This window comes from Pseudomonas sp. H1h (genome assembly GCF_000633255.1).
Classification (GTDB): Bacteria; Pseudomonadota; Gammaproteobacteria; order Pseudomonadales; family Pseudomonadaceae; genus Aquipseudomonas.
Genome location: NZ_AYMJ01000015.1, coordinates 106,389 through 132,355, shown reverse-complemented (window position 1 = coordinate 132,355; position 25,967 = coordinate 106,389). Strand labels below are relative to the sequence as shown.

General features: G+C 61.0%; 30 protein-coding genes and 1 tRNA gene. 19 read left to right on the top strand and 12 right to left on the bottom strand.

Going from position 1 to position 25,967, the window contains the following annotated elements; genetic code table 11:
• The first annotated feature begins 2 nt into the window (after positions 1-2).
• The 3 genes from U862_RS0112205 to U862_RS0112195 all read left to right on the top strand — a co-directional run bounded on the left by U862_RS0112205 (position 3) and on the right by U862_RS0112195 (position 1,680).
• Complete coding sequence (locus U862_RS0112205; RefSeq protein WP_025110659.1) at positions 3-764, top strand: MBL fold metallo-hydrolase; 762 nt, start codon at positions 3-5, stop codon at positions 762-764.
• A 28-nt stretch (positions 765-792) separates the two neighbouring features.
• Entirely contained in the window at positions 793-1,506 is a 714-nt protein-coding gene (purC, locus tag U862_RS0112200; protein ID WP_025110658.1) for a phosphoribosylaminoimidazolesuccinocarboxamide synthase, read from the top strand.
• Between the two features lie 84 nt (positions 1,507-1,590).
• Positions 1,591-1,680: transfer RNA gene (locus U862_RS0112195), tRNA-Ser, on the top strand.
• An 80-nt stretch (positions 1,681-1,760) separates the two neighbouring features.
• On the opposite strand, the gene U862_RS0112190 is transcribed toward U862_RS0112195, so the two are convergent.
• Both U862_RS0112190 and U862_RS0112185 read right to left on the bottom strand, forming a co-directional pair.
• Positions 1,761-1,967 (bottom strand): hypothetical protein, encoded by a 207-nt coding sequence (locus U862_RS0112190; protein WP_025110657.1) that lies wholly within the window; start codon positions 1,965-1,967, stop codon positions 1,761-1,763.
• Between the two features lie 153 nt (positions 1,968-2,120).
• Entirely contained in the window at positions 2,121-2,312 is a 192-nt protein-coding gene (locus U862_RS0112185; protein WP_025110656.1) for a DUF1508 domain-containing protein, read from the bottom strand.
• Between the two features lie 276 nt (positions 2,313-2,588).
• Here U862_RS0112185 and U862_RS0112180 point away from each other — a divergent pair, with 276 nt between their 5' ends.
• The 7 genes from U862_RS0112180 (at position 2,589) to U862_RS0112150 (ending at position 9,543) form a co-directional block, all read left to right on the top strand.
• The gene (locus U862_RS0112180) at positions 2,589-3,554 is read left to right on the top strand and encodes a glycosyltransferase family 2 protein (RefSeq protein WP_025110655.1); all 966 of its coding nucleotides are present in this window, start codon (positions 2,589-2,591) and stop codon (positions 3,552-3,554) included.
• 3 nt (positions 3,555-3,557) lie between these two features.
• A complete protein-coding gene (locus U862_RS0112175; protein WP_025110654.1) occupies positions 3,558-4,268 on the top strand; it encodes a bifunctional 2-polyprenyl-6-hydroxyphenol methylase/3-demethylubiquinol 3-O-methyltransferase UbiG in 711 nt (236 codons plus the stop codon).
• Positions 4,265-4,651 (top strand): GtrA family protein, encoded by a 387-nt coding sequence (locus U862_RS0112170; protein WP_025110653.1) that lies wholly within the window; start codon positions 4,265-4,267, stop codon positions 4,649-4,651. The genes U862_RS0112175 and U862_RS0112170 overlap by 4 nt, the downstream gene beginning before the upstream one ends.
• Positions 4,648-6,732: a DUF6311 domain-containing protein gene (locus U862_RS0112165; RefSeq protein ID WP_025110652.1), complete on the top strand. Its 2,085-nt coding sequence runs from the start codon at positions 4,648-4,650 to the stop codon at positions 6,730-6,732. Before U862_RS0112170 ends, U862_RS0112165 begins: the two co-directional genes overlap by 4 nt.
• Before the next feature lie 88 nt (positions 6,733-6,820).
• The gene (locus U862_RS0112160; RefSeq protein WP_007963299.1) at positions 6,821-7,741 is read left to right on the top strand and encodes a LysR substrate-binding domain-containing protein; all 921 of its coding nucleotides are present in this window, start codon (positions 6,821-6,823) and stop codon (positions 7,739-7,741) included.
• Between the two features lie 174 nt (positions 7,742-7,915).
• Positions 7,916-9,124: a low temperature requirement protein A gene (locus U862_RS0112155; protein ID WP_025110651.1), complete on the top strand. Its 1,209-nt coding sequence runs from the start codon at positions 7,916-7,918 to the stop codon at positions 9,122-9,124.
• A gap of 53 nt (positions 9,125-9,177) precedes the next feature.
• On the top strand, positions 9,178-9,543 hold the full coding sequence (locus U862_RS0112150; protein WP_025110650.1) for a 5-carboxymethyl-2-hydroxymuconate Delta-isomerase: 366 nt from the start codon (positions 9,178-9,180) through the stop codon (positions 9,541-9,543).
• A gap of 3 nt (positions 9,544-9,546) precedes the next feature.
• On the opposite strand, the gene U862_RS0112145 is transcribed toward U862_RS0112150, so the two are convergent.
• Entirely contained in the window at positions 9,547-10,482 is a 936-nt protein-coding gene (locus U862_RS0112145; RefSeq protein ID WP_025110649.1) for a LysR family transcriptional regulator, read from the bottom strand.
• A 200-nt stretch (positions 10,483-10,682) separates the two neighbouring features.
• Positions 10,683-11,864 carry a cyanate transporter gene (locus U862_RS0112140; protein ID WP_025110648.1) on the bottom strand — a complete coding sequence of 394 codons (1,182 nt, stop codon included), beginning with the start codon at positions 11,862-11,864 and terminating at the stop codon, positions 10,683-10,685.
• A 267-nt stretch (positions 11,865-12,131) separates the two neighbouring features.
• Here U862_RS0112140 and rnd point away from each other — a divergent pair, with 267 nt between their 5' ends.
• From rnd to U862_RS0112125, 3 genes are all read left to right on the top strand, one after another.
• Complete coding sequence (gene rnd / locus U862_RS0112135) at positions 12,132-13,265, top strand: ribonuclease D (RefSeq protein ID WP_025110647.1); 1,134 nt, start codon at positions 12,132-12,134, stop codon at positions 13,263-13,265.
• Positions 13,262-13,555, top strand: coding sequence for a YcgL domain-containing protein (locus U862_RS0112130; protein WP_025110646.1), 294 nt, complete (start codon positions 13,262-13,264; stop codon positions 13,553-13,555). The genes rnd and U862_RS0112130 overlap by 4 nt, the downstream gene beginning before the upstream one ends.
• A gap of 118 nt (positions 13,556-13,673) precedes the next feature.
• Positions 13,674-14,606 (top strand): D-2-hydroxyacid dehydrogenase, encoded by a 933-nt coding sequence (locus U862_RS0112125; protein ID WP_025110645.1) that lies wholly within the window; start codon positions 13,674-13,676, stop codon positions 14,604-14,606.
• Positions 14,607-14,730: 124 nt separating this feature from the next.
• Here U862_RS0112125 and U862_RS0112120 read toward each other — a convergent pair whose 3' ends face one another.
• Positions 14,731-15,324 (bottom strand): nitroreductase family protein, encoded by a 594-nt coding sequence (locus U862_RS0112120; protein ID WP_025110644.1) that lies wholly within the window; start codon positions 15,322-15,324, stop codon positions 14,731-14,733.
• 279 nt (positions 15,325-15,603) lie between these two features.
• Between U862_RS0112120 and U862_RS0112115 the strand changes: the two genes are divergently transcribed.
• Entirely contained in the window at positions 15,604-16,053 is a 450-nt protein-coding gene (locus U862_RS0112115; RefSeq protein ID WP_025110643.1) for a YcgN family cysteine cluster protein, read from the top strand.
• A 74-nt stretch (positions 16,054-16,127) separates the two neighbouring features.
• Complete coding sequence (locus U862_RS0112110) at positions 16,128-17,357, top strand: hypothetical protein (protein ID WP_025110642.1); 1,230 nt, start codon at positions 16,128-16,130, stop codon at positions 17,355-17,357.
• 103 nt (positions 17,358-17,460) lie between these two features.
• Here U862_RS0112110 and U862_RS0112105 read toward each other — a convergent pair whose 3' ends face one another.
• The 4 genes from U862_RS0112105 to U862_RS0112090 form a co-directional block, all read right to left on the bottom strand.
• A complete protein-coding gene (locus U862_RS0112105; RefSeq protein WP_025110641.1) occupies positions 17,461-17,838 on the bottom strand; it encodes a DUF2892 domain-containing protein in 378 nt (125 codons plus the stop codon).
• An 82-nt stretch (positions 17,839-17,920) separates the two neighbouring features.
• The gene (locus U862_RS0112100; protein ID WP_007911337.1) at positions 17,921-18,391 is read right to left on the bottom strand and encodes an RNA methyltransferase; all 471 of its coding nucleotides are present in this window, start codon (positions 18,389-18,391) and stop codon (positions 17,921-17,923) included.
• A gap of 189 nt (positions 18,392-18,580) precedes the next feature.
• A complete protein-coding gene (locus tag U862_RS0112095) occupies positions 18,581-18,952 on the bottom strand; it encodes a YajD family HNH nuclease (RefSeq protein WP_003222612.1) in 372 nt (123 codons plus the stop codon).
• A gap of 50 nt (positions 18,953-19,002) precedes the next feature.
• Positions 19,003-19,689 (bottom strand): spermidine synthase, encoded by a 687-nt coding sequence (locus U862_RS0112090; protein WP_025110640.1) that lies wholly within the window; start codon positions 19,687-19,689, stop codon positions 19,003-19,005.
• A gap of 80 nt (positions 19,690-19,769) precedes the next feature.
• On the opposite strand from U862_RS0112090, the gene U862_RS0112085 reads away from it, so the two are divergent.
• Complete coding sequence (locus tag U862_RS0112085) at positions 19,770-20,054, top strand: hypothetical protein (protein WP_025110639.1); 285 nt, start codon at positions 19,770-19,772, stop codon at positions 20,052-20,054.
• On the opposite strand, the gene U862_RS0112080 is transcribed toward U862_RS0112085, so the two are convergent.
• Positions 20,051-20,524 (bottom strand): cyclic nucleotide-binding domain-containing protein, encoded by a 474-nt coding sequence (locus tag U862_RS0112080; protein ID WP_025110638.1) that lies wholly within the window; start codon positions 20,522-20,524, stop codon positions 20,051-20,053. The genes U862_RS0112085 and U862_RS0112080 overlap by 4 nt on opposite strands.
• Positions 20,525-20,730: 206 nt before the next feature.
• A complete protein-coding gene (locus tag U862_RS0112075; protein ID WP_025110637.1) occupies positions 20,731-22,785 on the bottom strand; it encodes a S9 family peptidase in 2,055 nt (684 codons plus the stop codon).
• Positions 22,786-23,019: 234 nt separating this feature from the next.
• On the opposite strand from U862_RS0112075, the gene U862_RS0112070 reads away from it, so the two are divergent.
• Genes U862_RS0112070 through U862_RS0112060 form a run of 3 tightly spaced genes read left to right on the top strand, consistent with a single transcriptional unit; the run spans position 23,020 to position 24,867 of the window.
• Positions 23,020-23,517: a hypothetical protein gene (locus U862_RS0112070; RefSeq protein ID WP_025110636.1), complete on the top strand. Its 498-nt coding sequence runs from the start codon at positions 23,020-23,022 to the stop codon at positions 23,515-23,517.
• Positions 23,518-23,533: 16 nt separating this feature from the next.
• On the top strand, positions 23,534-24,310 hold the full coding sequence (locus U862_RS0112065) for a class II glutamine amidotransferase (protein ID WP_025110635.1): 777 nt from the start codon (positions 23,534-23,536) through the stop codon (positions 24,308-24,310).
• Positions 24,311-24,324: 14 nt separating this feature from the next.
• Positions 24,325-24,867, top strand: coding sequence for a DUF2937 family protein (locus U862_RS0112060; RefSeq protein WP_025110634.1), 543 nt, complete (start codon positions 24,325-24,327; stop codon positions 24,865-24,867).
• A gap of 49 nt (positions 24,868-24,916) precedes the next feature.
• Here the strand turns inward: U862_RS0112060 and U862_RS0112055 are convergent, their stop codons facing one another.
• Positions 24,917-25,831, bottom strand: a complete 915-nt coding sequence (locus U862_RS0112055; protein WP_025110633.1) for a LysR family transcriptional regulator — start codon at positions 25,829-25,831, stop codon at positions 24,917-24,919.
• Positions 25,832-25,967 lie beyond the last annotated feature (136 nt).

The window sequence follows — 25,967 nt, the reverse complement described above, 5'->3', positions numbered from 1 at the left end:
ACATGCGTTTTGCCGTTCTCGGCAGCGGTAGCCAAGGGAACGGCACGCTGATCGCCAGTGCTGATACGTATGTGCTGGTGGATTGTGGTTTTTCCCTGCGGGAAACCGAAAAACGCCTGTTGCGCCTGGGTGTGAACCCGGCGCAACTGAGCGCGATACTCGTGACCCACGAACATGCCGACCACGTGCATGGCGTGGGTTTGCTGTCTCGGCGCTACAATCTGCCGGTCTACCTCAGTCGCGGCACACTGCGCGGGATGCGCAAACCGATCGAACCCGCAGGCTTTCTGGCCTGCGGCGAGCAGCTGCAGATCGGCGCACTGAGCATCCGGGTCATTGCCGTGGCCCACGATGCGCAAGAGCCGACCCAGTATGTATTCAGTGATAACGAGCAGCGGCGCTTCGGCCTGCTGACCGACCTGGGTTCCTACTGCGAGCGGGTGCTGGACGGTTATCGGGATCTCGATGCATTGATGATCGAGTCCAACCACTGCCGCGACATGCTGGCTCGTGGTCACTACCCGTACTTTCTCAAGCAGCGGGTGGGCGGCGAGCTGGGACATTTGAATAACCATCAGGCGGCATTCCTGGTGGCCGAGTTGGGGTGGCAGGGCTTGCAGCATCTGGTTCTCGCCCACCTGAGCAGCAAGAACAACCTGCCGCAGCTGGCCCGGCAATGTTTCGTCGACACCCTCGGGTGCGACCCGGACTGGCTGCAACTGGCCGATCAAGATTCAGGGCTCGACTGGCGCCATATCGCCTAGCCCATCTACTTAGCAAGCGGAGCCCATCATGGAAAAACGTGAAGAACTCTACCGCGGCAAAGCCAAATCGGTTTACAAGACCGATGACGCTGACCGCTTGATCCTGCTGTTTCGCAACGACACCTCGGCGTTCGACGGCAAGCGCATCGAGCAGCTCGACCGCAAAGGCATGGTGAACAACAAGTTCAACGCCTTCATCATGCAGAAACTCGAAGCGGCCGGCATTCCGACCCAATTCGACAAACTGCTGGCCGACAACGAAGTTCTGGTGAAAAAACTCGACATGATCCCGGTCGAGTGCGTCGTGCGTAACTACGCCGCCGGCAGCCTGGTCAAGCGTCTGGGCGTTGAAGAGGGGCTGAAGCTCAACCCTTACACCTTCGAACTGTTCCTGAAGGACGACGCCAAGGGCGACCCGTTCATCAACGAATCCCACGTTGTGGCATTTGGTTGGGGCACCGCCGAGCAACTGGCGCGCATGAAAGAACTGTCGCTCAAGGTCAACGAAGTCCTGAGCAAACTGTTCGACGACGCCGGTCTGCTGCTGGTGGACTTCAAGCTTGAGTTCGGTGTGTTCAGTGACGGCTCCATCGTCCTGGGCGACGAGTTCAGCCCGGACGGCTGCCGTCTGTGGGACAAGGACACCAAGAAGAAGATGGACAAGGACCGCTTCCGCCAGGGCCTCGGTGACGTCATCGAAGCCTACGAAGAAGTTGCCAACCGTCTGGGTGTGCCGCTTTAATCGACGCAAGCATCTGATAGCACGGAGAAATTTTGCGAAAGAGGGTTTGCTTTCGGCAAAAGTGTTGTTATGATGCGCGCCGTTGGAGAGATGCCAGAGTGGCCGAATGGGACGGATTCGAAATCCGTTGTACCTTCACCGGTACCTAGGGTTCGAATCCCTATCTCTCCGCCATACATAGAAAAAGCCCCGTAGCTGAGAAGCTACGGGGCTTTTTTGTTTCCGCGGGTTTTATCGAAACCCGCCCCAGTCACTCACGGCTGCGAGTGCCCCAGCTTGCGTTTGATCAAGTCGTACACCTCCTTGTGCGTCGAGTTATGCAGCGTGTTGTCCTTGCAAGCCGTGGCCAGGAAGGTTTTCACTTCATCCTTGGCGTGCGGATAGAGGCTGGCGACGTAGTCGGCTTCGTGTGTTTGGGTGCAGTTGAAGTGCTTGTCGTCTTTCGCTTTGTCTCTAGCCATGGTGCGGCTCCTTTTTGGCTTGAATGTTATGTGGCGCAACAGAGCCGGATGGCCCCATACGCTGAAGAGCGTAGGGGCGCCAACGTGCTTCGCCAGTGGTTCAGGCAAAAAAGGAAGAGGCTGTAGGAAACGGCGCTACACCGACTGGTGGGGTCAGATTTCCTTCACCGGTGTTTCGCCCTGCACACCCTTGATCAACTCGATCACATGTAAGCAGTCGGCCTTGTTCATATACGACTCGCCACTGGCAACTGTCTCGTGGTTCCCCGCCCGCAGCCTCCAGCGCCATTGACCTTTGCCGGTGGTCGGGGTGCCGCGGGATTGCCTGTAGATCTCGAAATACATTCGGTTCGCTCCTTGCGATGGTTATTGCGACAGCCTGTGTGGCGCATCGACGCAAGCCTAGCGGAGCGAGTTTTTTTCGCTATCGGGTATTTGTTTCCAATCGTTGGTGGATGTTTCTGAAGAGTGCGGGCTAGAGCGCACGCATCGGCGTCTGGATTGGCCAAAATGTCGCCATTTCCACCTTGCAAGGCTATCAACGCTACTGCTTAATACGGGACGGCTCATGGCGTCGAAAATCCTTCGACGACCGACAATCACTATAAAAAGAGCATTCCCTTGACTGAGCACGGAACGCCACAGGCTACACGGGTCACGTTATCGCTGGTTGTCCCCGTTTTTAACGAGGAGGACAGTCTCGATGCGTTCGTCCTGCGCATCGATGAAGTTTTCCAGCACCAGGCGTCGATTGATCTGGAACTGGTATTCGTCAACGACGGCAGCACCGATGCCACGCTTGAGCGGCTGCTGCAACGCCAGCAGCACGACGCGCGTCTGCGCATCGTCGACCTGAGTCGCAACTTCGGTAAAGAGGCGGCGCTGTCTGCGGGATTGCAGATCGCCACCGGGCAGATTGTCGTTCCCATCGATGCCGATCTGCAGGACCCGCCCGAAATCATCCTGCAAATGATCGAGCGTTGGCGCGAAGGCTACGAGGTGGTGCTCGGCCATCGCATCAGTCGCCGCAGCGACACCTGGGCCAAGCAGACTTCGGCGCACTGGTTCTATCGCTTGCACAACAAGATCGCCGAGCAACCGCTGCCGGAAAACGTCGGTGATTTCCGCCTGATGGACCGCTGCGTGGTCGATGCCTTGCTGACCCTGCCGGAGTCCCGGCGCTTCATGAAGGGCCTGTTTGCCTGGGTCGGGTTTCGTACCACCCACGTCGATTACGAGCGCCCCGAGCGTGTGGCCGGGGAGAGCAAGTTCAACGGCTGGCGGCTGTGGAATTTTGCCCTGGAAGGCATCACCAGTTTCAGCACCGAACCGCTGCGCATCTGGACCTACATCGGGGCGATGGTCTCGCTGGTGTCCTTTGCCTTTGCCATTTTTATTGTGGTGCGCACGTTGATTCATGGCGTCGACATGCCCGGTTACGCCTCGCTGATGGTTGCGGTGACGTTCCTCGGTGGCCTGCAACTGATCGGCATCGGCGTGCTCGGCGAGTACCTCGGTCGCACTTATATCGAATCCAAACGCCGGCCGGTTTTTCTGGTGCGTCGCGTCTACGACCCCAAGGACTGAAACATGGATCTCAAGGAAACAGACATCCTCGGCGACAGCATCGGCGAGCATTGGTACTACTGCTCCAAAGCTGCAGCGACCCGGCGTTTGCTGGGCGATGCGCCGATCACGCGGATTCTCGACGTGGGCGCCGGGTCGGGTTTTTTCTCCCACCATCTGTTGACCCAAACCACTGCGCAGGAAGCGTGGTGCGTCGACATCAGCTACCCCGCCGATTCGGACGCGACAACGGCCGGCAAACCGGTGCATTACCGCCGCGACATTGACGCCATCGACGCCGATCTGGTGCTGCTCATGGACGTGCTGGAGCATGTCGACGACGACCTTGGCCTGCTCAAGGCTTATGTCGATAAAGTGCCGTCCGGCAGCCGTTTCCTGATGACCGTGCCGGCGTTCCAGTTCCTATGGAGCGGACACGACGACTTCCTCGAACACAAACGCCGCTACACCCTTGCGCAGTTTGAAACCCTGGCCCATGACGCCGGGTTGACTGTGCAGCGCGGTGCCTATTATTTCGGTGCGGTGTTTCCGATCGCGGCGGCGTTGCGTCTGCTGCCCAAAGGGCCGCAGGCTGCAGCACCGCAGTCTCAGCTCAAACGCCATCATCCGCTGGTCAACAGCGTGCTCAAGACCCTGTGCAGCCTTGAACTGCCGCTGATGGGCGTGAACCGCCTGGCCGGTCTGAGTGTGTTTGTGCTGGCGCGCAAGCCGTGACATCAGCCGACAGAGCGGCGTTGATCCAGCGCGGTTTGCGCTTTGCCGTGACCGGTCTGTTCGTCACGGCCCTGCATGCACTGGTGGCGGTGTTGTTCATCAACTTCGTGGCCCCGCAACCGCCGCTGGCCAACGGTGTGGCATTTGCCGTGGCGACGGTGGTGTCCTATTTGATCAACACCACCTGGAGTTTCTCCGCCCGGCTGCATGGCAGAACGCTGTCGCGCTTCATGCTGGTGTCCTTTGGCGGATTTCTGTTGGCCATGTTCGTCGCATGGGCGGCGCAGATCGCCGGTCTTCACTATTTGCTGGGCATCGGTGCCGTGGCACTGATCATTCCGGCGTTCACCTTCGTGCTGCATAACTTCTGGACGTACCGATGAAGGACTTGAACAAGCACCCGGCCTTGGCGCTGTTGCCGATCCTGTTGGGGGCGCTGGCGTTCTTTCTGGTGATCGGCCCGCGTGCCCTTGATCCACAAAACATTGCCTGGCTCAAGGACGGTGACCCGGCAACGCATTATCTGGGCTGGGTGTTCTTTCGCCATTCGCCCTGGACCTTTCCTCTCGGGCTGAACCCGTCCTATGGGATGGAGCTGGGCAGCGCGATCATTTTCTCCGACTCCAATCCGCTGCTGGCGCTGCTGTTCAAACCCTTCAACGCGTGGCTGCCGGAGACCTTCCAGTACTTTGGCATGTGGTTGTTGCTGTGTTTCGTTCTGCAAGCCTGGTTTGCCTGGAAGCTGCTCGGCTTGATCACCGAAAACCCTTTATTGCGCCTGCTCGGTGCCGGTCTCCTGGTATTTTCGCCGCCGATGTTTTTGCGTACAGGTGGCCATCTTTCGCTGGCCGCGCACTTCCTGATTCTCGCGGCGCTATATCTGGCGTTGCACCCGGCACTGCAGCGCCGACGCCTGGCATGGGGTGCGTTACTGGCCGTGACGGCGTTGGTTCATGCCTACCTGTTGGGCATGGTGGCGCTGATCTGGGTGGCAGATCTGTTTGGCAAACTGCGGGCGGATAAACTGACCCGCCGTCAGGTTCTGATCGAGCTGGGCAGTTTGTTCGCGCTGGTGAGCGTGTGCTGCTGGCAAGCGGGTTATTTCAGTATTTCCGGTGGCGCGGTGAGCGGTGGCTTCGGCTTTTATCGCATGAACCTGCTGTCGCTGGTGGATGCGGACGGTTGGTCTTATGTTCTGGCTAACATTCCCACGGCCGGCGGCGATTACGAAGGTTTCAATTATCTGGGGCTTGGCGTGCTGCTGCTGGTGCCCTTGGCCCTGATTGGCTGGTACCGCAGCGGCATTTCGCTGAAGGCACTGCTGAACCGTCGCCCGTTGCTGTTCTGGGCCTTGATCGGGTTGACCCTGTTCGCGCTGTCGAACCATATCGGTGTCGGCCTGCAGACCTTCAGTTATCCGTTACCGAAGTTTGTGGTGGGGCTTTCGAATATTTTCCGCGCCTCGGGACGGATGTTCTGGCCGGTGTTTTACGTCATCGTGATACTGCTCACTTATCTGGTGGTACGCGGCTATCGACCGCGAATCGCCATCGGGCTGCTGGCGCTCGCGCTGGCGGTGCAAGTTGCCGATATGCGGATTGTCTGGGCCGGTTTGAACGCTGCGAAAATGGTCCCGGAAGCCGTGGCCTGGGTCAGCCCGATGCATGATCCGTTCTGGGACAGCGCGGCGGCACACTACAAGAGCATCCGTGCCGTGACGCCGAAAAACCAGCCAGACCAGTGGCAGGCGATTGCCGATTTCGCCGCCACCCGCGGGCTGAAAACCGATGCGGCCTACCTGGGGCGTACGAGCCCCAAAGCGCTGGAAAAGCTGCAGCGCACCACGCAAAGCGAACTTGCCAGTGGCCAGTACGACGCCGACTCGCTGTACATCCTCGATGACGATGCGCTGGCGCTGGCAGTAAAAAGCATTCACAGCGACACCGATCTGTTGACCCGAGTCGATGACTTTGTCGTGCTGGCCCCAGGCTGGAAGCACTGTGGCCAATGCCGGGCGATGGTTGATCAGGGGCGGGCAATGTCGCCGATACCGTTGAGTCAGCCGGGGCTGGTGCAGGCCTTCAATCGCAGCACGCGGCAACTGGCCAAAGGCTGGTCAACGCCGGAAGCCTGGGGTACCTGGAGTGACGGGCAGGATGCGGAATTGCTGCTGCGAGTCACCCCCGGAGCACGTGCGATCGTGATCGATGCCTTGGCGTTTGCCATGCCGCCGAATCTCAGCCAGCGGGTGATCGTCAGCATCAATGGTGTAGAGGCGTATTCAACGCGTCTGACCCAGGTACAGGACAATCGGCTGGAAATTCCGCTCAGCGCCGCCCTGGCCGCGGAGGAGTTTCTGGACGTCCGGCTGCATCTGCCCGATGCCGTCAGCCCGAAAAAGCTCGGCTTCAATGATGATGCGCGCGTCATGGGGCTGGGACTGAAGACACTGACGGTCAAGTGAAATTGTCGAACAAACGGCCAATCGTCTGATAGACGCCAGTCCCAAGGACTTCATACACTGCCCGCAGTCTGGGGATCAGGGGCAATGGATGAATCGAAATGAACTACGCAAGGCCGACATCAACCTGATGGTGGTGTTTGAAACCTTGATGCTCGAACGCAACGTGACCCGGGCAGCGGAGAAGCTGTTTCTTGGCCAGCCGACCATCAGCTCGGCGCTCAATCGCTTGCGCGCGATGTTCAATGATCCGCTGTTCATCCGCGTCGGCCATCGCATGGAGCCGACCGCCCGCGCCGAAGAACTGTTCAAGTACCTGTCGCCGGCCCTCGATTCGCTGTCGGTGGCCCTGAGCCTGACCCACGATTTCGACCCGGCCGTTAGCAACATGACGTTTCGCATCGGTCTGTCCGATGACGTCGAATTCGGCCTGCTGCCACCGTTGTTGCGGGCGTTGCGCCAGGAGGCACCCAGCGTGGTGTTTGTGGTGCAACACGTCGACTACTGGCGCATTCCCGACCTGCTGGCCGCTGGCGACATTACCGTCGGCATCAGCCAGACCCGAGGCTTGCCGGCCAATGCCAAGCGCAAACTGCTGCGGCATATCCAGCCGAGCATCCTGCGCGCCGATGCTTCTGATTCGCCACTGACCCTCGATGAATACTGCTCACGCCCGCATGTGCTGGTGTCCCACACCGCCAACATCAGTGGCTATGCCGATGAATGGCTGGCGGAAATCGGCCGTACCCGCCATGTGGTGCTGTCGGTGCCGCAATACAGTGCGTTGCCGGCGTTGCTCGCGGGCACGGACCTGATCGCCAGCCTGCCGGACTACACCGCCGAAGCCATGGCCGCTTCCGGGCGGTTGTTCAAGGAACCGTTTCCGTTCAAGACACCGATGCTGGATCTGTCGATGGTCTGGCTCAGCCATGTCGACAGCGATCCGGCCGAGCGCTGGCTGCGTTCGCGACTCGAAGCGTTCATGAGTGAGCGGCCACTGACCGCGCCCTGATCCCCAACACAAATCTCCTGCAGGAGTGAGCCTGCTCGCGAAAGCGCTGTATCAGGCAACATTGATGCGACTGGCGCACCCTCATCGCGAGCAGGCTCACGCCTGCCAGGGTGTTGCGTTCATCTGGCCGGCCTGCTTTGCTCAATGGCAATGATCCCGGCGGAGACCTGTCCCATGAGTATTTCCCGTTCGTTGCTGCGTGGGCGCGGCAGTCTCGACAGCGGCAAGGTCGGCATGGTCGAGCTGTTTTTCGATCTGGTGTTCGTGTTTGCCGTGACTCAGTTGTCGCATTCGCTGCTCGCGCATCTGTCGATTGCGGGGGCGGTGCAGGTGGCGTTGCTGATGGTTGCCGTGTGGTGGGTGTGGATTTTCACCTCGTGGATCACCAACTGGCTTGACCCGGAAAAACTGCCGATCCGCCTCGGCTTGTTCGGGTTGATGATCGCCGGTCTATTGCTGTCGTCATCTATTCCACAGGCCTTCACCGAGCGCGGGCTGATGTTTGCCTCGGCGTTCGTGTTCATGCAGGTCGGGCGCACACTGTTTGCGATCTGGGCAGTGCGTGGCGAATCGTTGGGCATGACCCGCAATTTTCAGCGCATCCTGGCGTGGTTGACGCTCTCCGGGGTGTTCTGGATGGCCGGGGCGTTTCTCGAAGGGCAGCAGCGCTTGCTGTGTTGGGCGCTGGCGCTGTTGATTGAACTGGTGTCACCCTCGCTGTATTTCTGGGTCCCGGGGCTGGGACGTTCGTCGCTGAGCGACTGGAACGTCGAAGGCAATCACATGGCCGAGCGTTGCGCACTGTTCGTGATCATTGCGCTGGGGGAATCGTTGCTGGTCACGGGTGCGACGTTCGCCGAGCTGACGCTGAGCGTCACCGGGGTCATTGCATTTCTGGTCGCGGTGCTGGGTAGCATTGCCATGTGGTGGGTGTACTTCGACAGCGGTGCCGAACGTGCGCATCATCGCATCGCCCATTCGAGCGATCCGGGGCGCCAGGCACGAATCGCCTACACCTATCTGCATGTGCTGATCGTCGCCGGGGTGATTGTCAGCGCGGTGGCCGACGAGTTGGTGCTGGTGCATCCGGATCACGCCAGTGACGCCGGCATCCTGGTGATCGTGGGCGGGCCATGGCTGTTTCTGCTGGGCAATGCGCTGTTCAAATGGGTCATCTCCGACCGGCCGTTGCCGCCGTTGTCGCACGTGGCGGGTCTGCTGTTGCTCACACTGGCGCTGCCGTTGGCGTTGAACCAGTGGTTTTCGGCGTTGATGCTCGGAGCCCTGACCACGGCGATCGTGGTGCTGGTGGCGCTTTGGGAGACCTTGTCCGTGCGCCAGACGTTAACCTCGATCACGCCCGAAAAACCCGCAGGAGAGTAGGGCGGCGGTGTGGTATATGTACGACCTTTCTGCCGTCCGACTGGAGCATGCTCATGCCACACCTGCACATGGAATACACCGCCAACTTGCCGCAGTTGAACGCCGATGTGGCGTTGATCCGGCTCAATAACACCTTGGTGGGTTCCGGTCAGTTCGCGGCGGAATTCGACATCAAGAGCCGCGCGGTGAAGGTCGAGACGTTCAAGGTCGGTACCGGCATGGGCGAGCGCGCCTTCATCCACGTGAAGCTGGCGCTGCTCAGCGGTCGATCGCCGCAGATCAAAAAGCAGCTTTCCGATAGCCTGCTGGCCGTGTTGCAGGATCTGTGCGAGTGGCCAGCGGGAGTCGAAGTGCAACTTTGCGTCGAGCTGCTCGATATCGACCGCGATTCCTACACCAAGACTGCCATCGGCGTGTAGGACTCAGGCCGCTTCCAGTTCGCTGCACACCTTGATCACCTGTTCGCGCAGCCAGACGTTGGCGCTGTCCTGATCGGCGGCATGGCTCCACTGCATGTCGAGGGTGAACCCGGGCAGGCCGTTCGGCGCCTCGCAGTGATTGAACACCGTCTCTTTGGTCAGCAGGCGCTGGATGCGCCGGGGCAGGGTGAGGATGAAGTCGGTGCCGGTGATCATTTTCAGCGCCGCGCTGTAGCTGTTGGAGCGCGCGACGATCTGCCGTTTCTGCGCCTGCCGGGCCAGCCAGCCGTCGACCATGTTGGTGGTGGAAGTCCACGGTGTCGGGAATACATGCCGCCGCTCGGTGAAGGCTTGCAGGCTCAGGCGCGGCTCCAGTGGCGTGGCACGTTTGTCGAAGACGCAGACCAGGTCGTCCTCCAGCAGCATCCGCGACTTGAGATCGGTGTGACTGCGGTGGAAGTTGGGGCCGAAACAGATCACCAGATCGAGGCTGCCGTCGCGCAATTCCTCGGCAGGCACGTCGGTCTCGAACTTGTGCATGTTGACGATCACCGGCAAATCGTCGAAGTCGAAACGCTTCAACAGGCGCGGCAACACCAGTTGCTCGAAGTATTCCGGCGCACAGATATTGAAGGTCACCGCTTGCCGGGCCGGATCGAAGGTTGGAGCGCCGGCGTGGCACAGGTTGATGCTTTCGAGGATTTTCTGCACATGGCCGTACATGGTGCCGGCCTTGTAGGTGGGGCGCATGCCCGTGCGGGTGTTGATGAACAGATCATCTTCGAAACTGGTGCGCAATTTTTTCAGGCAGTAGCTGACAGTGGACTGGCTGACGCACAGAGTCTCCGAGACATCCGTGACGCTGCTCTGCTCATACACGGCGATAAACACCATGAGGTCCTGCATGTCGAGCTTTCGAAGCAAGTTACTGTTCAGCATCCGTTCCGTCCCACCGTGCTCCTTGCGCTGAATCCGCGCAAACGTGTGCGCATGATCGTAACGGAACGATGGTGCCAGGACAAAGCCCTGTAGGACGTTTCAATGTCAGTTGTGGGACAGAAAGTTTTAGCAACACGACGTCGCCAAATAAACGCTAAAAAGATGGCAAGAAGCCTCTAGCCCGATGACGGTATTCGGCTTCAGCGGATGTGTCGGGTGTACGCCTGGGGGTTGAAACGCAGCACCATCAGCAGCATCACGACCATCACCGCGCTCAGCGCCCACCACGCCCATTCGAAGCTGCCGAGACGGTCACGAATGATGCCGGCCAGCAGCGGCGATAGCCCTGCGATCAAGTAGCCGATGCCTTGCACGAAGGCGGTCAGGCCACCGGCACGCTGTGGGTTGTCGAGGTGATCAAGCGAGACGATCAGGCTCATCGGGAACAGACCGCCAATGCCCAGCCCCAGCAGGCACGGCCACAGCAGGCTCAGGTGTTGCGGGCTGAGGATCAGCCCGCAGAAGCCGCCAATGATCAGCAGTAGCAACACAGCCAGAACCACGCGTCGATCACGGCTGCGGTTGGCAATGGCCGGGGTCAGCAACCCGGAAATCACCTCCATGGCCGTCAGCAAACCCAGCAGCAGGCCGGCGTGTTGTTCGCTCCAGCCTTGTTCGACGTAGTACGGCGCCAGCCAGGCGAGTACGCAGGTGTAGGACGCCGTGCCCAGACCGAAGAAGATAGCGAGCAACCAGGCGCGGGAATTGCCGAAGAACGATTCTCTTCCGGCTGGCGTGTTCGGGGTGGATGGCGGGTGCGGCTGTGTCCACCAGAGCAGCAACGCGAGCAAGGCCAGTGCCGCCCAGATCGCCAGCCCGATGCGCCAGCTGCCGGTCTGCACCATCACCAGCGGCGCAAACGAGGCGGCCAGCGCCGCGCCGCCCATGATCGCGGTGACGTACAGCCCCATGCACAGCGCCACATGGTCGGGGAAGCGTGACTTGATCAGCACCGGCATCAACGCCTGAATCAAGGCAATGCCAATCCCCGCCAGCACTGCGCTGCCTATCAACTGCGCCGCCGAATCGAGCCACAGCCGCGACAGCGTCGCCAGTCCGATAATCAACAGCGACAGGATCACCGTGCGTTGCTTGCCCAGGCGTCGGCTGATGCCAATGCCGAAAAACATCGCCAGCCCCATGCTCATCACCGGCAACATGGTCAGCAGCGAAGCCATGCTGAAACTCAGCGGTATGTCGCCGCGTATGGCCGACAGCAGGGGGCCGACGGCCGCCATGGACGGGCGCAGATTGAGCGCGACAAGCATGATGCCGAGCATCAGCCAGACAACGGGGCGAGCGGTGGCGCGAACGTTTTCCATCAGCAGACTCTGGATAGCGGAGGCTGTCGATTAGGCGGTGCTCCGCGGGTATCGGCAAATCAGATTTCCCGAGTGCTATTTAAAAATTAAATACCGCTTCCGGCAGGCGCTGCGTCAGAGACTGATGCGCGGATTAATCTTGCCGACCTCGCTGTCAGACTATTCTTTCTCACTGGCAGGACATTTCGTTACAGCTCTTGCCCGGCGCAGGCGCGTAAATCGCCGGCGGCGATATATACTGCGCGCCATTCTTCAAGGGAGAGCCGTGTGGCCATCGATATTCACTGGATTCGCGACAACGATAGCCTCGCGCAGTTTTGCGCCGAGTGGCAGCAGCTGCCGTTCGTTGCCCTCGACACCGAATTCATGCGGGTCGACACCTTCTACCCGATTGCCGGCCTGTTGCAGGTCGGCGACGGCAAACGCGCCTACCTGATCGACCCGCTGACCATCGACGCCTGGCAACCGCTGGCGGCGTTGCTGGAAAACCCGGCGGTGCTCAAAGTCCTGCATGCCTGCAGTGAAGACCTCGAAGTGCTGCTGCGTCTGACCGGCAGCCTGCCGGCGCCGTTGTTCGACACGCAGCTGGCGGCGGCCTACCTGAACCTCGGGTTCTCGATGGGCTATTCGCGTCTGGTGCAGGAAGTGCTCGGCATCGAGCTGCCGAAGGGGGAAACCCGTTCCGACTGGTTGCAGCGCCCGTTGTCCGACACGCAGATCAGCTACGCCGCTGAAGATGCGGTGCATCTGGCGGAGGTTTTCGTACAACTGCGGCCGAAACTGTCTGACGACAAATTCGCCTGGGTGCTGGAGGACGGTGCCGAACTGGTAGCCAACCTGCGCCGCGAAACCGATCCGTACGAGGTCTATCGCGAAGCCAAGCTGGCGTGGAAACTGTCCCGTGCGCAATTGGCGGTGCTGCGTGAGCTGTGCGCCTGGCGGGAAAAAGAAGCCCGCGCCCGTGATCTGCCGCGCAACCGTATTGTTCGCGAGCATTCGCTGTGGCCGCTGGCCCGCACGCAACCGGACAACCTCGCGGCGCTGGGCAAAATCGAAGACATGCACCCACGTACCGTGCGTCAGGACGGCCAATTTCTGCTTGATCTGATCAAGCGCTCTGGCAGTGTGGGGCCTGATCAATGGCCGCCAGCGGTGCCGGAGCCATTGCCGGTCGAGGCCGCTGCGTTGATCAAGCAACTGCGTGCCCTCGGCCAGGTCGAAGCCGAGCGTCTGGGTATCGCGCCGGAACTGATGCTACGCAAGAAAACCCTCGAAGCACTGGTCAAAAGCGGCTTCCCCGAGGGACCTTATCAATTGCCTGAGTCGCTGCGTGGCTGGCGCCGCGAACTCATGGGTCAGAAGCTGCTCGACAGCCTGGCCACCGCCGGAGAACAGCCTTGAAACGTATTTGTTCCATCTACCAAAGCTCCAAGCGCAGCGGCATGTATCTTTACGTGCTCAAAAGTGACGCGCTTGAGCGGGTGCCGGAAGCGCTGATGCTGGCCTTCGGCAAACCGAAACATTCGTTCGATCTGGTGCTCTCGCCCGAGCGTAAGCTGGCCAGCGAGGACATCGTCGTGGTTCTGGAAAACCTCGAAAAGCAGGGCTATCACCTGCAGATGCCGCCGGCCGAGGACGAGTACATCGAACACCTGCCCGAAGAATTGCTGCGACGCAACGACCCGGTCTGATCTGCGAGGCCCTGTTCTGGGCCTCTTGCCACTCTGGAACTGATTTTACGGCGACGACCGCCACGAAGGAGCGTGACTCCTTCGGCGGTTGCCTGCACGGTTTGCGAAAGGTTTGAAGATGCGCGTTCTGATTGCTGAACACGACCACGCGGTGTACGCCCGGCTGCTGCGTCAGGCGGCCCCCGAACTTGAAGTACTGACCAGCGGCGACTCCGCCGAACTGGCCCGTCAGGCTGCCGATTGCCCGGTGTGGCTGGGGCAGCCGGACCTGCTGGCGACCCTGTTGCGTCAAGGCCACCAACCGCAGTGGCTGCAATCGACCTGGGCCGGCATCACGCCGTTGCTCGCCGACGGTTTGCGCCGCGACTACCGTTTGACCCGCGCGGTGGGGATCTTCGGTCAGGTGATGGCCGAATACGTACTGACCTACATGCTCGGTCACGAGCGTGAAGTGCTGGCGCGCCTGGTCAGCCAGGTCGAGCGCAAGTGGGACAACCGCACCGGCCAGAGCCTGGTCGGACGCAAGGTGCTGATCGTCGGTACCGGCGATATTGGCCAGAGCGTGGCGCAGTTCCTGCTGCCGTTCGGCGTCGAGTTGTACGGCATCGCCAGCAGCGCTCGCGAGCAGGCGCCGTTCGTCGAGGTTGGTTCGATGGCGGATTTGCCACGGCTGGTGGGCGAGGTCGATTACGTGGTCAACCTGCTGCCGAACACCGAGCACACCCACGATATCTACGACGCGGTGCTGTTCAAGCAATTCAAGCCGACCGGGTTGTTCATCAACGTCGGGCGCGGCGTGGCGGTAGTGGATGCCGATCTGGTTGAAGCCTTGAAGGAAGGGCATCTGGCCGGCGCGGTAATCGACGTCTGCCGCCAGGAGCCGTTGCCGCAACGTCATCCGTTCTGGACGGCCTGGGGCTTGCTGCTGACCGGACACAGCTCGGCACCGACGTCGCCGGCGTTGATGGTGCAGCTGTTTGTCGAGAACCTGAAAGCGTATCAGGCGGGTGAAGCATTGCGCGGGGAAGTGGATTTCGCACGCGGTTACTGAGTCAGCGCACTACAAACTGTGGGAGCGAGCCTGCTCGCGAAGAGGGCGTGTCAATCGACATCAATGTTGATTGACACAGCGCTTTCGCGAGCAGGCTCGCTCCCACATTGTTTTTGGTGATGGCTTAAAGGGTGAAGTCGCCTTCAGCCGCCAGTTCGTTCAGCGGACGACGCGAACTCGGTTCTTCACGGGCCTGCAGGTATTCGGCCAGGGTTGCCTTGTCACCCAGCTTGCCGACGGCGACGGCTGCGTGCAGCGCATAACCTTCAGGGATGTTCAGCTCCTTGCGGGTCAGTTCCTGATCGAAACCGGCCATGCCGTGAGTGTGCCAGCCGCTGATGCTCGCTTGCAGCGCCAGATGGCCCCACGCCGAACCAGTGTCGAAGGTGTGCCACAGCGCCGGGGTTTCTTCCGTCGCGCCCGGTGCGGTGAAGGTGGTTTTCGAAATCACGATCACCAGCGCCGAGGCGTGTTGCGCCCAGCTGCGGTTGAACTCGTTGAGCAGACCCAGATAACGCTCCCAGCTCGGCGTGTCACGACGCGCATACAGGAAGCGCCACGGCTGCGAGTTGTACGCAGACGGCGCCCAGCGCGCGGCCTCGAAGAAGCTCAGCAGGGTTTCTTCCGGGATCGCTTCGCCCGTGAAGGCGCGGGGCGACCAGCGATCGGTGAACTGCGGGTGAATGGCGTAATCGGCAACGCGAGGGTTGGCACTCATCGAAGATTCCTTGCTGTATTTGAGTCAGAGAGTCGAATGAAAACCCGGCGGGATCAGTTGCGCTGAACGATGGGATTTTCCGAGCCTTTGGTGTTCACCGGAATGCAACGCGGTCGAGCGTCAATGGCTTCCGGGCAAGGCTCCTTGCGACAGGCAAAGCTACGCGCCGGCATCGAAACTGACAAGCGTTGCGCAACCGGCAGTCGCCAGCGCTTGGCCCGCAAGGCCTGGGGCACTAGACTGGCGGCCTTTTCACCACCTGATGTTGATGCTTGAGCCATGGCCGCCAAAGTCGAACCGTTCTGGATACGCAAAACCCTCGATCAACTGGATCACGAGGAATGGGAATCGCTGTGCGACGGCTGCGGTCTGTGCTGCCTGCAGAAACTCGAAGATGAAGAAGACAACAGCGTCTATTACACGCGCATCGCCTGCAAACTGCTGGACCTGAAAACCTGCCAGTGCAGCGATTACCCGAACCGCATCAAGTTTGTCCCGGACTGCATCCAGCTCACCCCGGGCCAGGCCGAAGAGTTCAAATGGCTGCCGCCGACCTGCGGTTACCGACTGGTCAGCGAAGGCAAGGATCTACCGCTGTGGCACCACCTGGTGTGCGGCGACCGTGACGCCGTGCACCACGAACGGATTTCCCAGTCCGGGCGCATGCTCGCCGAAGGCAGCGTGCCGGAAGACGACTGGGAAGATCACCTGATTTTCCGCGCCGGTTAATCTGTAAATCTGTGGCGAGGGAGCTTACTCCCGATTGAGTGCGCAGCACTCACCAGCGCAAGCAAGGAGTGTGTATGGCTGTGGGATTGCGGCGGGCGCTCGGCATTGGCCTGCTGGCGTTGAGCGCGCCGGTGTGGGCGGCAAAGAAGGTCGATCTGGACTACCACGTGCGTCTGTTGCCGCAAAGCGATCAGGCCGAGGTGCGCCTGACCCTGGCCAAAGGCGAAGCGGTGCGCAGCCTCGACTTCGACCTCGGTGATGGCAGCCATTACAGCGACTTCAAAGCCGATGGCCAATGGCAGCTGACCCCGGGCAAGCAGGCCCGTGGCCTCTGGCGTCCGACGGGCGACAAGGCCAGCCTGACCTATCGCGTCACCCTCAGTCACGGGCGCAAGAGCGGCAGCTTCGACACGCGCATGACCCCGAACTGGGCACTGCTGCGCGGTGATGATCTGGTACCGCCGGCCAAACTCGATCAGCAGGATGGCGTCGAGTTGGTGTCGCGTCTGCAATTCGAACTGCCCAACGGCTGGCAAAGCGTCGAAACCGCCTGGCCGCGCATCGGCAAGAACAAATTCCGCATCGACAACCCTTCACGCCTGTTCGATCGGCCGACCGGCTGGATGCTGGCCGGCCACCTCGGCAGTCGCCGCACGCGCCTGGGCGAAACCGAAGTCACCGTGGCCTCGCCGCAAGGGCAGGGCATGCGTCGCATGGATGTGTTGACGTTGCTGACGTTCATCTGGCCGCAGGTACAGGCTGTGTACCCACGGCATCCGGGCAAACTGTTGATCGTCGGCGCCAATGATCCGATGTGGCGCGGCAGTCTCGGTGCGCATGAATCGATTTATCTCAACACGCGCTTGCCGCTGGTCAGCGAAAGCGGCAGCAGTGCGCTGGTGCGCGAGCTGGCGCAGGTGTTCGGACGGATCAACGACGAGCAGCGCAGCGACTGGATCAGCGAAGGCTTTGCCGAGTATTACGCCATCGAGCTGGTGCGTCGTGCCGGGGGTATGAGCGATGAGCGTTATCAGGCGTTGCAGGCGAAGCTGACCAGGGACAGTCAGAAAGTCACGACCTTGCGCGGCGAGCAGCTCAGCCCGGCGCAGATGTCAAAAGCGGTGGTTGTGCTGCAGGAGCTGGATCGCGAGATTCGCCTGAAGACGCGGAACAAGCGCTCGCTGGATGATGTGCTGCGCGCAGCGATGCATTTGGGGACGGTGAGTACCAAGGCGTTTGTGCAACTGGCCGAGAGCGTTCTGGGCGAGCCCTCCAAGGTTCTTGATAGCGCGTTACTGCAGTGATACCGCCTTCGCGAGCAAGCCCGCTCCCACAGGAAAATGTATTTCAAACTGTGGGAGCGGGCTTGCTCGCGAAGAGGCCGGTAGCCTCACTGCAAGTTCAGGCTCAAACCCCGGCTTTGGGCGATTTCACCGAATCATTGCCAGTCACCGTCGCGGTGCTGGTCGCCGCCTCGGCATTGGCCTTCAGCTTGCTCAACTCTTCACCGGCGCGCTCGATCTTCGCCCGCACGTTGTTCATGTCCTGACGGCTTTTCTCCAGCAGGCTTTTCACCGAGCTGTGTCCGGTGATGCCACGGGCCATCGCCACACCGCCAATCGCCACCTGAAGCAGGCCGAACACACCGCCACGGCGCAGGCCCTTGCCGACCATGATCACGCCACCGGCCAGGGATCCGATGCGCTCCCAGCCTTCGACGTTCTGTTCGGAACGGCTCTGGAACGGGGTGGATTCGATACGTTGGACGCGTTTGAGCTCGGTCATGATCTGTCTCCCAGGCAATGTGCAATAGATAGATAAGCTGACTGCCGCAACGGTCGGCTCGTTCCATCGGATGTGCGACGTTTCAGCGGAATTTCGGCCCCGAGCGAGTATTCAGCCCCTTGGCCATGCGGTCGTAGAGCACGACGTTGACCGTGGCAGCGAGGTTCATGCAGCCGGTGGTCGGGATGTAAACGACGTCTTCGCACCAGTCGCGGATCTCTTTGTCCAGCGAGCCGTCTTCCGGGCCGAAGATGTACAGCGCGCGGTCCGGGTGGGTGTATTCAGGCAGCGGACGGGCGCCTTCGACCAGTTCCACAGCAACCGGTACGCAGTTGAGCGGGAGGATCTTCTTCAGGTCGTCGATGCCGATCAGCGGGATGTCGTAGTGCACGCGCTTGGTGTCGGTGACGAAGTCGGCGGCGCGTTCATAACGCTTGCCGGTATAGAACACCGACGCCACGCCGTAACAGCCTGCGGCGCGCATCACCGAACCGACGTTCTCCGGTGACTTGGGGTTGTACAAACCAATGCAGCTGTAACGTTTGTCTGCCACGAGCGGGGTGCCTTCGGGAAAAAGAGGGCGATTATACGGGGATTGGGGGAGGGCGGGCAGATTCAGGACTTGTGGTGGCTGTTCTGGCCTCTTCGCGAGCAAGCCCGCTCCCACAGAGGTCTCGGTCGTCAGAGGATCCTGTGGGAGCGAGCCTGCTCGCGAAGGGGCCAGTTCAGGCGCTGAAGATCTTCAGTCTTCTTTCTTCATAAGCCCGGCGAGGGCGGCAAACGGGTTATGCGTTGCCTTGGCAATCTTCGGCGTGCTCAGTGAGCCGTCACCAAAATACTGCTGGTCGGTGTAGCGCGAGTGTTCGTTGTCGTGGCAGTACAGGCACAACAGCTCCCAGTTCGAGCCGTCCTGCGGATTGTTGTCGTGGTTGTGGTCGCGGTGGTGCACGGTCAGTTCGCTCAGGCGCTTGCCGGAGAACTCACGTGCGCAGCGGCCACACACGTGCGGGTACATCTTCAGGGCCTTGTCGCGGTAGCCCATTTCCTTGTCGCGCTGGTTGTCGGCAAGGATGCGATCGAGCTTCGACGTGTTGGTCGGGGTGGACGAACTCATGGGTTCACCTTTGTAAAAAAGACTAATGACGGTTATGACGCCAGTTTAGCTCAGCCCTTGAGCTTCTCGGCAATCCAGATCGTATGGCGGGTGCCCTTGTTGCCGTGGGCGAAGACCTGGACTTCTTCAGCCTTGAAACCAGCCTTCTTCAATTTGTCGGAAAACTGCCGGTCAGCGCTGGCTGACCACACCGCCAGCACGCCTTTGGGCCGCAGGGCCTTGGCGCAGGCGTTGAGCCCGGCAGCCGAATACAGCCAGCTGTTGGCCTTCTGCGTCAGGCCTTCGGGACCGTTGTCGACGTCGAGCATGATCGCGTCGAAGCCATTCGGCTCGCTTTGCAGCACCTTGGCCACGTCGTCCTGACGGATCACCGTGCGTGGATCGAGCAGCGGCCGACCGGACTTTTCACCCAGCGCCCCTCGGTTCCATTCCACCACGCCGGGCACCAGTTCGGCGACCACCACTTCGGCGCTCTTGCCCAGGTGCTTGAGCGCCGAAGCGAGGGTGAAGCCCATGCCCAAACCGCCGATCAGTACCCGCGAATTCGGCCGTCCGGCGACCTTGCGGCATGGAATTTCGGCCAGCGCATCTTCGGAACCGTGCATGCGCGTGTTCATCAATTGCCCGCCGTCGCCGCCCTGGATCTTGATGACGAAATCCTCGCCATACTCGAACAGGCACAGGGCGCCACCGTTGTCAGGGATCGGCGTGGTGTCGAGCAGAACGAAACGTTTCATGGAAATCTCTACAAGGGGGAAGGCAAGCAGGCCCGTTGGGAGTAGCCTGAGCGCAGACTAGAGGCCAAACGGAGCCCTTGATGAAGCGCACCATTCTAACGGTCATTGCCCTGGCCGCGCTCACGATTACTGCAGTGCAGGCGCAGCAGACCATTCCGGTCAGCCCGACGCCGCAACCCGGGTCGCCCGGTACCGCAACGCCGACGCCGTATCCGCAAATCACCCCGATCAGCATTCCCAAGTCAGGTGCGGGCAGTGGCAGTCCGCCGCTGGTGCCGATCGAAATGCCCAGCCCGCCAAGCAAGGATCAACCGGTACCGGGTGTCGAACCGAGCGGCACCAAGGCCAAATCCCCCGGCGGCTAGATCTGCTGCGCCGCCAGTTGGCCGTCGGCCATGCGCAGGCGTTTGGACAGGGAGACAGCGAGGGCGCGGATGATCTTCGCGGCGATCTTCGGCGCGTCGTTGAGCATTTTTTCCAGCGAGTCCTTGCCCAGGTTAAGCAGTTGGCAGTTGCTCGCGGCGATACAGGTGGCCGAGCGCCGTTCGCCATCGAGCACGGCCATTTCGCCGAACGCCCGACCGCTGCGCAGGATGGCCATGGTCACTACCTGGCCATCGCTGCCGGTTTTCTGCACGGCCACCTGGCCGGTGTGGATGATGCACATGAAGCTGCCGGCATCGCCCTCGCGGAAAATCGCTTCGCCTTCTGCCACGGTGCTGATGCTGAAATAGCCCGAGGCCGCGGCAAAGTCCGCCAGTTGCAATTGGTCGAACAGGCCGCAGTCCATCAGCCAGTCGCGGATTTCGTTGTTCAGTAGGGTTGGTTCTGACATGTCATTGCGGTCTTTTTGTTTTCACGGTTTTCAGGCACTACACGGACCGTTGTGGGAGCGGGCGTGCTCGCGAAGGCGGTGGGTCAGCCAATATCAGTCTTGACTGACCGGGCGCCTTCGCGAGCAAGCCCGCTCCCACAAAGGGGATCTGTGGTGTATCGACCACCGGGGTCTGGAATTAAGACCCAAGTGACCGACGGAGTTCCTCAGGCCAGCCCCAAAACCTTGAATACAAATGCATATTCGAGCGCTACGTCACGTAATCCCTGATAACGCCCGCTCATCCCGCCGTGTCCGGCACCCAGTTCGGTCTTGAGCAGCAGCAGGTTGTCGTCGGTTTTGGTCGCACGCAGTTTCGCCACCCACTTGGCCGCTTCCCAGTACTGCACGCGGCTGTCGTTGTAGCCGGCGATCACCAGCGTCGCCGGATAGGCCTGCGCGGTGACGTTTTCGTACGGCGCATAGGCCTTGATCCGCTCATAAACCTGCGGCTCTTCGGGATTGCCCCACTCGTCATACTCGGTGACGGTCAGCGGCAGGTCCGGGTCGAGCATGGTGTTGAGCACGTCGACGAACGGCACTTCGGCAATCGCCACGCCGAACAGGTCCGGGCGCTGGTTGAGCACCGCGCCGATCAGCAGGCCCCCGGCGCTGCCGCCGCTGATTGCCAGCTGCTCGGGCGTAGTGATGCCGTTGAGGATCAGGAATTCGGCGCAGGCAATGAAGTCGCTGAAGGTGTTGTGCTTGTGTTCCTGCTTGCCGGCGCGATACCAGGCCTCGCCCAGCTCACCGCCGCCACGCACGTGGGCGATGGCGAAGGCCATGCCGCGATCCAGCAGGCTCAGGCGTGCGTGGGAGAACCACGGGTCGAGGCTGGAACCGTAAGCGCCGTAACCGTACAAGTACAGCGGCACCGCTTTGCCGACCATTTCGCGTTTCATCACCAGGCTGATCGGCACCTGCGTGCCGTCCGGTGCAGTGGCCCACAGGCGTTGGCTGACGTAGGCGTCGGCGTCGAACGGGCCAAGCACCGGGGTCTCTTTCAGGACGGTTTGCTCGCCGGTGGCCAGCCTCAACTGGCGCACCTGCGCCGGACGGTTCAACGCTTCGTAGCGCAGACGGATGCGGTCGCTCTCGAACTCCAGGCTGTTTTGCACATAGAGGCTATAGGCCGCGTCCGGCAATTGCACGCGATACGGCGTCAGGCCTTGCGGGTGAACCTCGATGACCGGCAAGCCACCTTCGCGCAGGCTCAGGGTCATGGCCTCGGCGTTGAGGGTCACGCCGTCGAGCATCACCGTGTCGCTGTGCGGGATCAGGTTCTGCCAGTCGGCTTCACTCGGCGCGACGCCGCTGTCCGGTGCCTGGTACAGGGCGAAGTTGATGCCGTCGCGGTTGGTGCGAATGAACCATGTCCACGCGCCATCGAGCATGCCGTGGTCGACGTCGTATTCGTGATCCTCGACCCGTGGCGCCAGGCAGGTGAAGGGCAGATGCGGCTGATGGGCATCCAGCACCCAGACCTCACTGGTGGTCTTGCTGCCCAGGGTCAGCAGCAACTGCTGCTCGGAGCTTGCGCGGTAGCAATGCAGGAAGAAACGCCCGTCCGGCTCGTGGAACACCTCTTCGGCCGCGGTGCCGTCGAGGCGGTAGCGAAACAGTTTGTGCGGGCGGTGAGTGTCGTCGAGCACGCCAAAAAACAGCGTCAGGCTGTCGTTGGCCCAGGTCATGCTGCCGTCGCAGTCCTCGAACTCCAGTTCGCTGACCTTGTCGCTGGCCAGTTCCTTGACGAACAGCGTGTAGATCTCATCACCCGAGGCGTCGACACTGTAGGCCAGACGCTGGTGGTCGGGACTGATGCTGAACGCGCCGAGGGAGAAAAAGCCGCCGTTGGCCAGCACGTTCGGGTCCAGCAGCAATTGCTCGCGGCTCTCGTCGAGGGTCAGGCTGTCGTCGGCGGGACGCGGGCAGCGGTAATGGCGGGCGTATTCGTCGCCAGCGGTGGTGCGCGTGTAATACAGGTACGGACCCCACGGCGAGGGCAGGGACAGGTCGGTTTCGAGGATCCGGCCCTTGATCTCTTCGAACAGGCTTTCGCGCAGGGAGGCCTGATCAGCGGTTTGCGCTTCCTGATAAGTGTTTTCGGCCTTGAGGTAGTCGAGCACCGCATCGGTGTCGCGTTCCTGCAGCCAGGCATACGGGTCGGCACCGGCAGCCTTGTGGGCGATCGGGGCGCTGCTGACGTTGGCGGATTGGGGCATGGAAGGCTCTCGGACAATGTTCGGAAATGGTGGTCGCCGCTCGTGAAACCACTGTAGATCCTGTGGGCGCGGGCTTGCTCGCGAAGGCGTCCTGTCAGTAAATATTTATTTGGCTGAGACAGCGCTTTCGCGAGCAAGCCCGCTCCTACAGGGATGGCAGCTGGCCGTCTGGCATTGGGACAAGCCTGGCGGGCGAAAAGTCGTTACTATAAGCGCCTCTTTGCCTGCCTTGCCATGGACACCATGACCGAGAACGACTATCTGATCGCCTGGGGCCTCTACGCCTTTGCCGCTGTAGGCTGCCTGTTGGTATGGATGCGCCTGACCCGCTGGATGTGGCGCTGGCTGCGTGAACCGCTGCGGGTGCTGATGGCAGTGTTGCTGTTCAGCCCGACCATCATTGACCCGGTGAAGGCCAAGGTCGCGCCGTCGATCGCCATCACCGCGCTGGACCTGGCCTTCAAGGTCGGCAACAACGCCTGGCGGGCGATTTCCGACCTGTTCATGTACGGCATGATCGCGTTCGGCATTTACCTGATCTTTGTGTTGATCCGCTTCCCGATCGAACGCGCCTCCCGCGCCCGTCGCGCGCAGGCCGAGGCCGCCAAGGCCGCAGCCCGTGCCGATGATCGCGACGACGATCAGCCGTTCGGCGGTGCCGGTGATGACCGCTACGGTCGTCCGCCGTTGCCGAACAATCCGCAGCGCATGCGGGTCGAGCCGCGTCTGTAATCCCGAGAGTCCGCACATGTGTGAATTACTGGGCATGAGTGCCAACGTGCCGACCGATATCGTGTTCAGCTTCACCGGTCTGATGCAGCGCGGCGGGCGTACCGGCCCGCATCGCGACGGCTGGGGCATCGCTTTCTATGAAGGTCGCGGCTTGCGCCTGTTTCAGGACCCGGCCGCCAGCAGCGAGTCAGAAGTCGCCAATCTGGTGCAGCGCTATCCGATCAAGAGCGAAGTGGTCATCGGCCATATCCGCCAGGCCAACGTCGGCAAGGTCTGTCTGTCCAACACCCATCCGTTTGTGCGCGAACTGTGGGGGCGCAACTGGTGTTTTGCGCACAATGGCCAGCTCGCCGATTTCACCCCGATCAAGAGTTTCTACCGCCCGGTGGGTGACACCGACAGCGAAGCGGCATTCTGCGATTTGCTCAACCGTGTGCGTGCAGCCTTCCCGGAACCGGTCGATATAGAGGTGCTGCTGCCGGATCTGGTCGCCGCCTGCGCCGAATATCGCAGCAAAGGCGTATTCAACTGCCTGCTCAGCGATGGCGACTGGCTGTTCTGCTATTGCTCGACCAAACTGGCACAGATCACCCGGCGCGCACCGTTCGGCCCGGCGCGGCTGAAGGATGTCGATGTGATCGTCGATTTCCAGGCGGAAACCACGCCCAACGACGTGGTCACGGTGATCGCCACCGAGCCTTTGACCGAAAATGAAACCTGGACCCGTTACGAACCGGGCCAATGGAGCCTGTGGCGACGCGGCGAATGCGTCAGCCAGGGCACGACCGAATAAAGGATCTCTCCTCGATGTTGCTCAGTTATCTACGGCTGGTGTTGTTTGCGGCGGGCCTGTTGATCGGTGTCCAAGTGCCGGGTTTCATCAACGATTACGCCAAACGCGTCGAAGCCCATCTGATCGAAGCGCAGACCGGTCTGCGTGGCTTCCAGGGCACGGCCGAGCAGTTCTTCAAGGGCGACTTGCAGGCGCTGGTCGCGCATTACCGCGCCAGCGACGACCCGGTGTTTCGCAGCGATGCCGACAGCCTGAGCACCTTGCTCAACCGGCAGATTGCGCTGGATAAACAGTTCCAGGCCATGCAGGGCCCGTGGTATATCCGCTTCCTGCAAGTGGTGCTGGCCGCTGATCCGGACATTCGCCAGGAAACCTGGAACGGCTACAGCTATCAGATTCTGCTGACTCCGCAAGCGATGATCTGGGGCATGAGCGGCGCGTTGCTGCTGTCGTTCGGCATCGAGTGCCTGATTCGTCTGATTGACTGGGTGGTGCTGGGCGGCCGACGTTTGCGTCAGAGCCGGCCAATTGAAGACCGCGACGTGCGTGGTCTTTAAGGCTTGCGGCACCTATGGGGTGAGGGGATAAATCCCCTCACTACCAGTATCAGTCGGCGAGCGTGATGTAATTTTCACCGACCTTGCGTGCATATTCCCCCAGCACCTGCTGACACAGCGTCACAATCTCTTCGACCCATTCCACGCCAACTCGCCACGACACCACCACCTGCAAGTTCGGTGGCCGCTGGTCGATGTCGAGCAAAATCAGCTCACCCCGGGCCAGCTCTTCCGCCACCAGCACTGGCGGCAGCACACCGATGCCAAAGCCATCGCGCAGCAACCGGGTAATCGCCGACACCGAGTTCACGCAGTTCAAGCGTGGCGCCAGCACGCCGTTGGCCTGCATCAGCGCCAGCAGGTCCTGGTGCGGTCGGGAGTTTTTCGAGTAGGTGATGATCCGTTCCTGCGCCAGCTCGCCAAGGTCGGTGTAGTTGCGGTTGTAGATCGAATTGCTTGCGACGATCCAGCCCAGCGGATGGCTGGCCAGTTCCAGGCTGCGCACGCTCTCGTGGCGCACCAGGTCGGTTTGCAGAATCAGATCGAGAAAGCCTTTTTGCAACTGATCGCAGAGGTTGAGCGAAGTATCCGCCACCAGCTCGATTTCCACTCGCGGGTACAGATCGGTCATCTGCGCCACCAACGGGCTGAGCCAGGTGTGAATCACCGTGTCCATCACGCCGATGCGCACCCGGCCGACCTTGCTCGAACGGGTTTCGATCGATTGCTTCAACGCTGACATGGTGTCGAGCATCTGCTCGGCGTAATCCAGCACTTTCAGGCCTTCGGGCGTCAGGCTGACACCACGGGAATCACGCAGAAACAGCTTCACCCCCAGCTCGCCTTCGAGCACCGCGATACGGCTGGAAATCGAGGCCTGGGTGGTGAACAGCTTGTCGGCGGTCAGGCGAAAACTCTTCAGCCGGGCGACCCAGACAAAGGTCTCGAGAAACTTCAGGTTCATGGCAACGGCTCGGGTGACAAATTTTTCTTATGCCTAAGGCGGGTTTTTATTCGTTGGACGCAGCAGGGCGGCGCGCCCAAAAATCGGCGCATCCGGTTCCCACGATAGGCGTCGTCGGAACTTCGAACAAGACCAA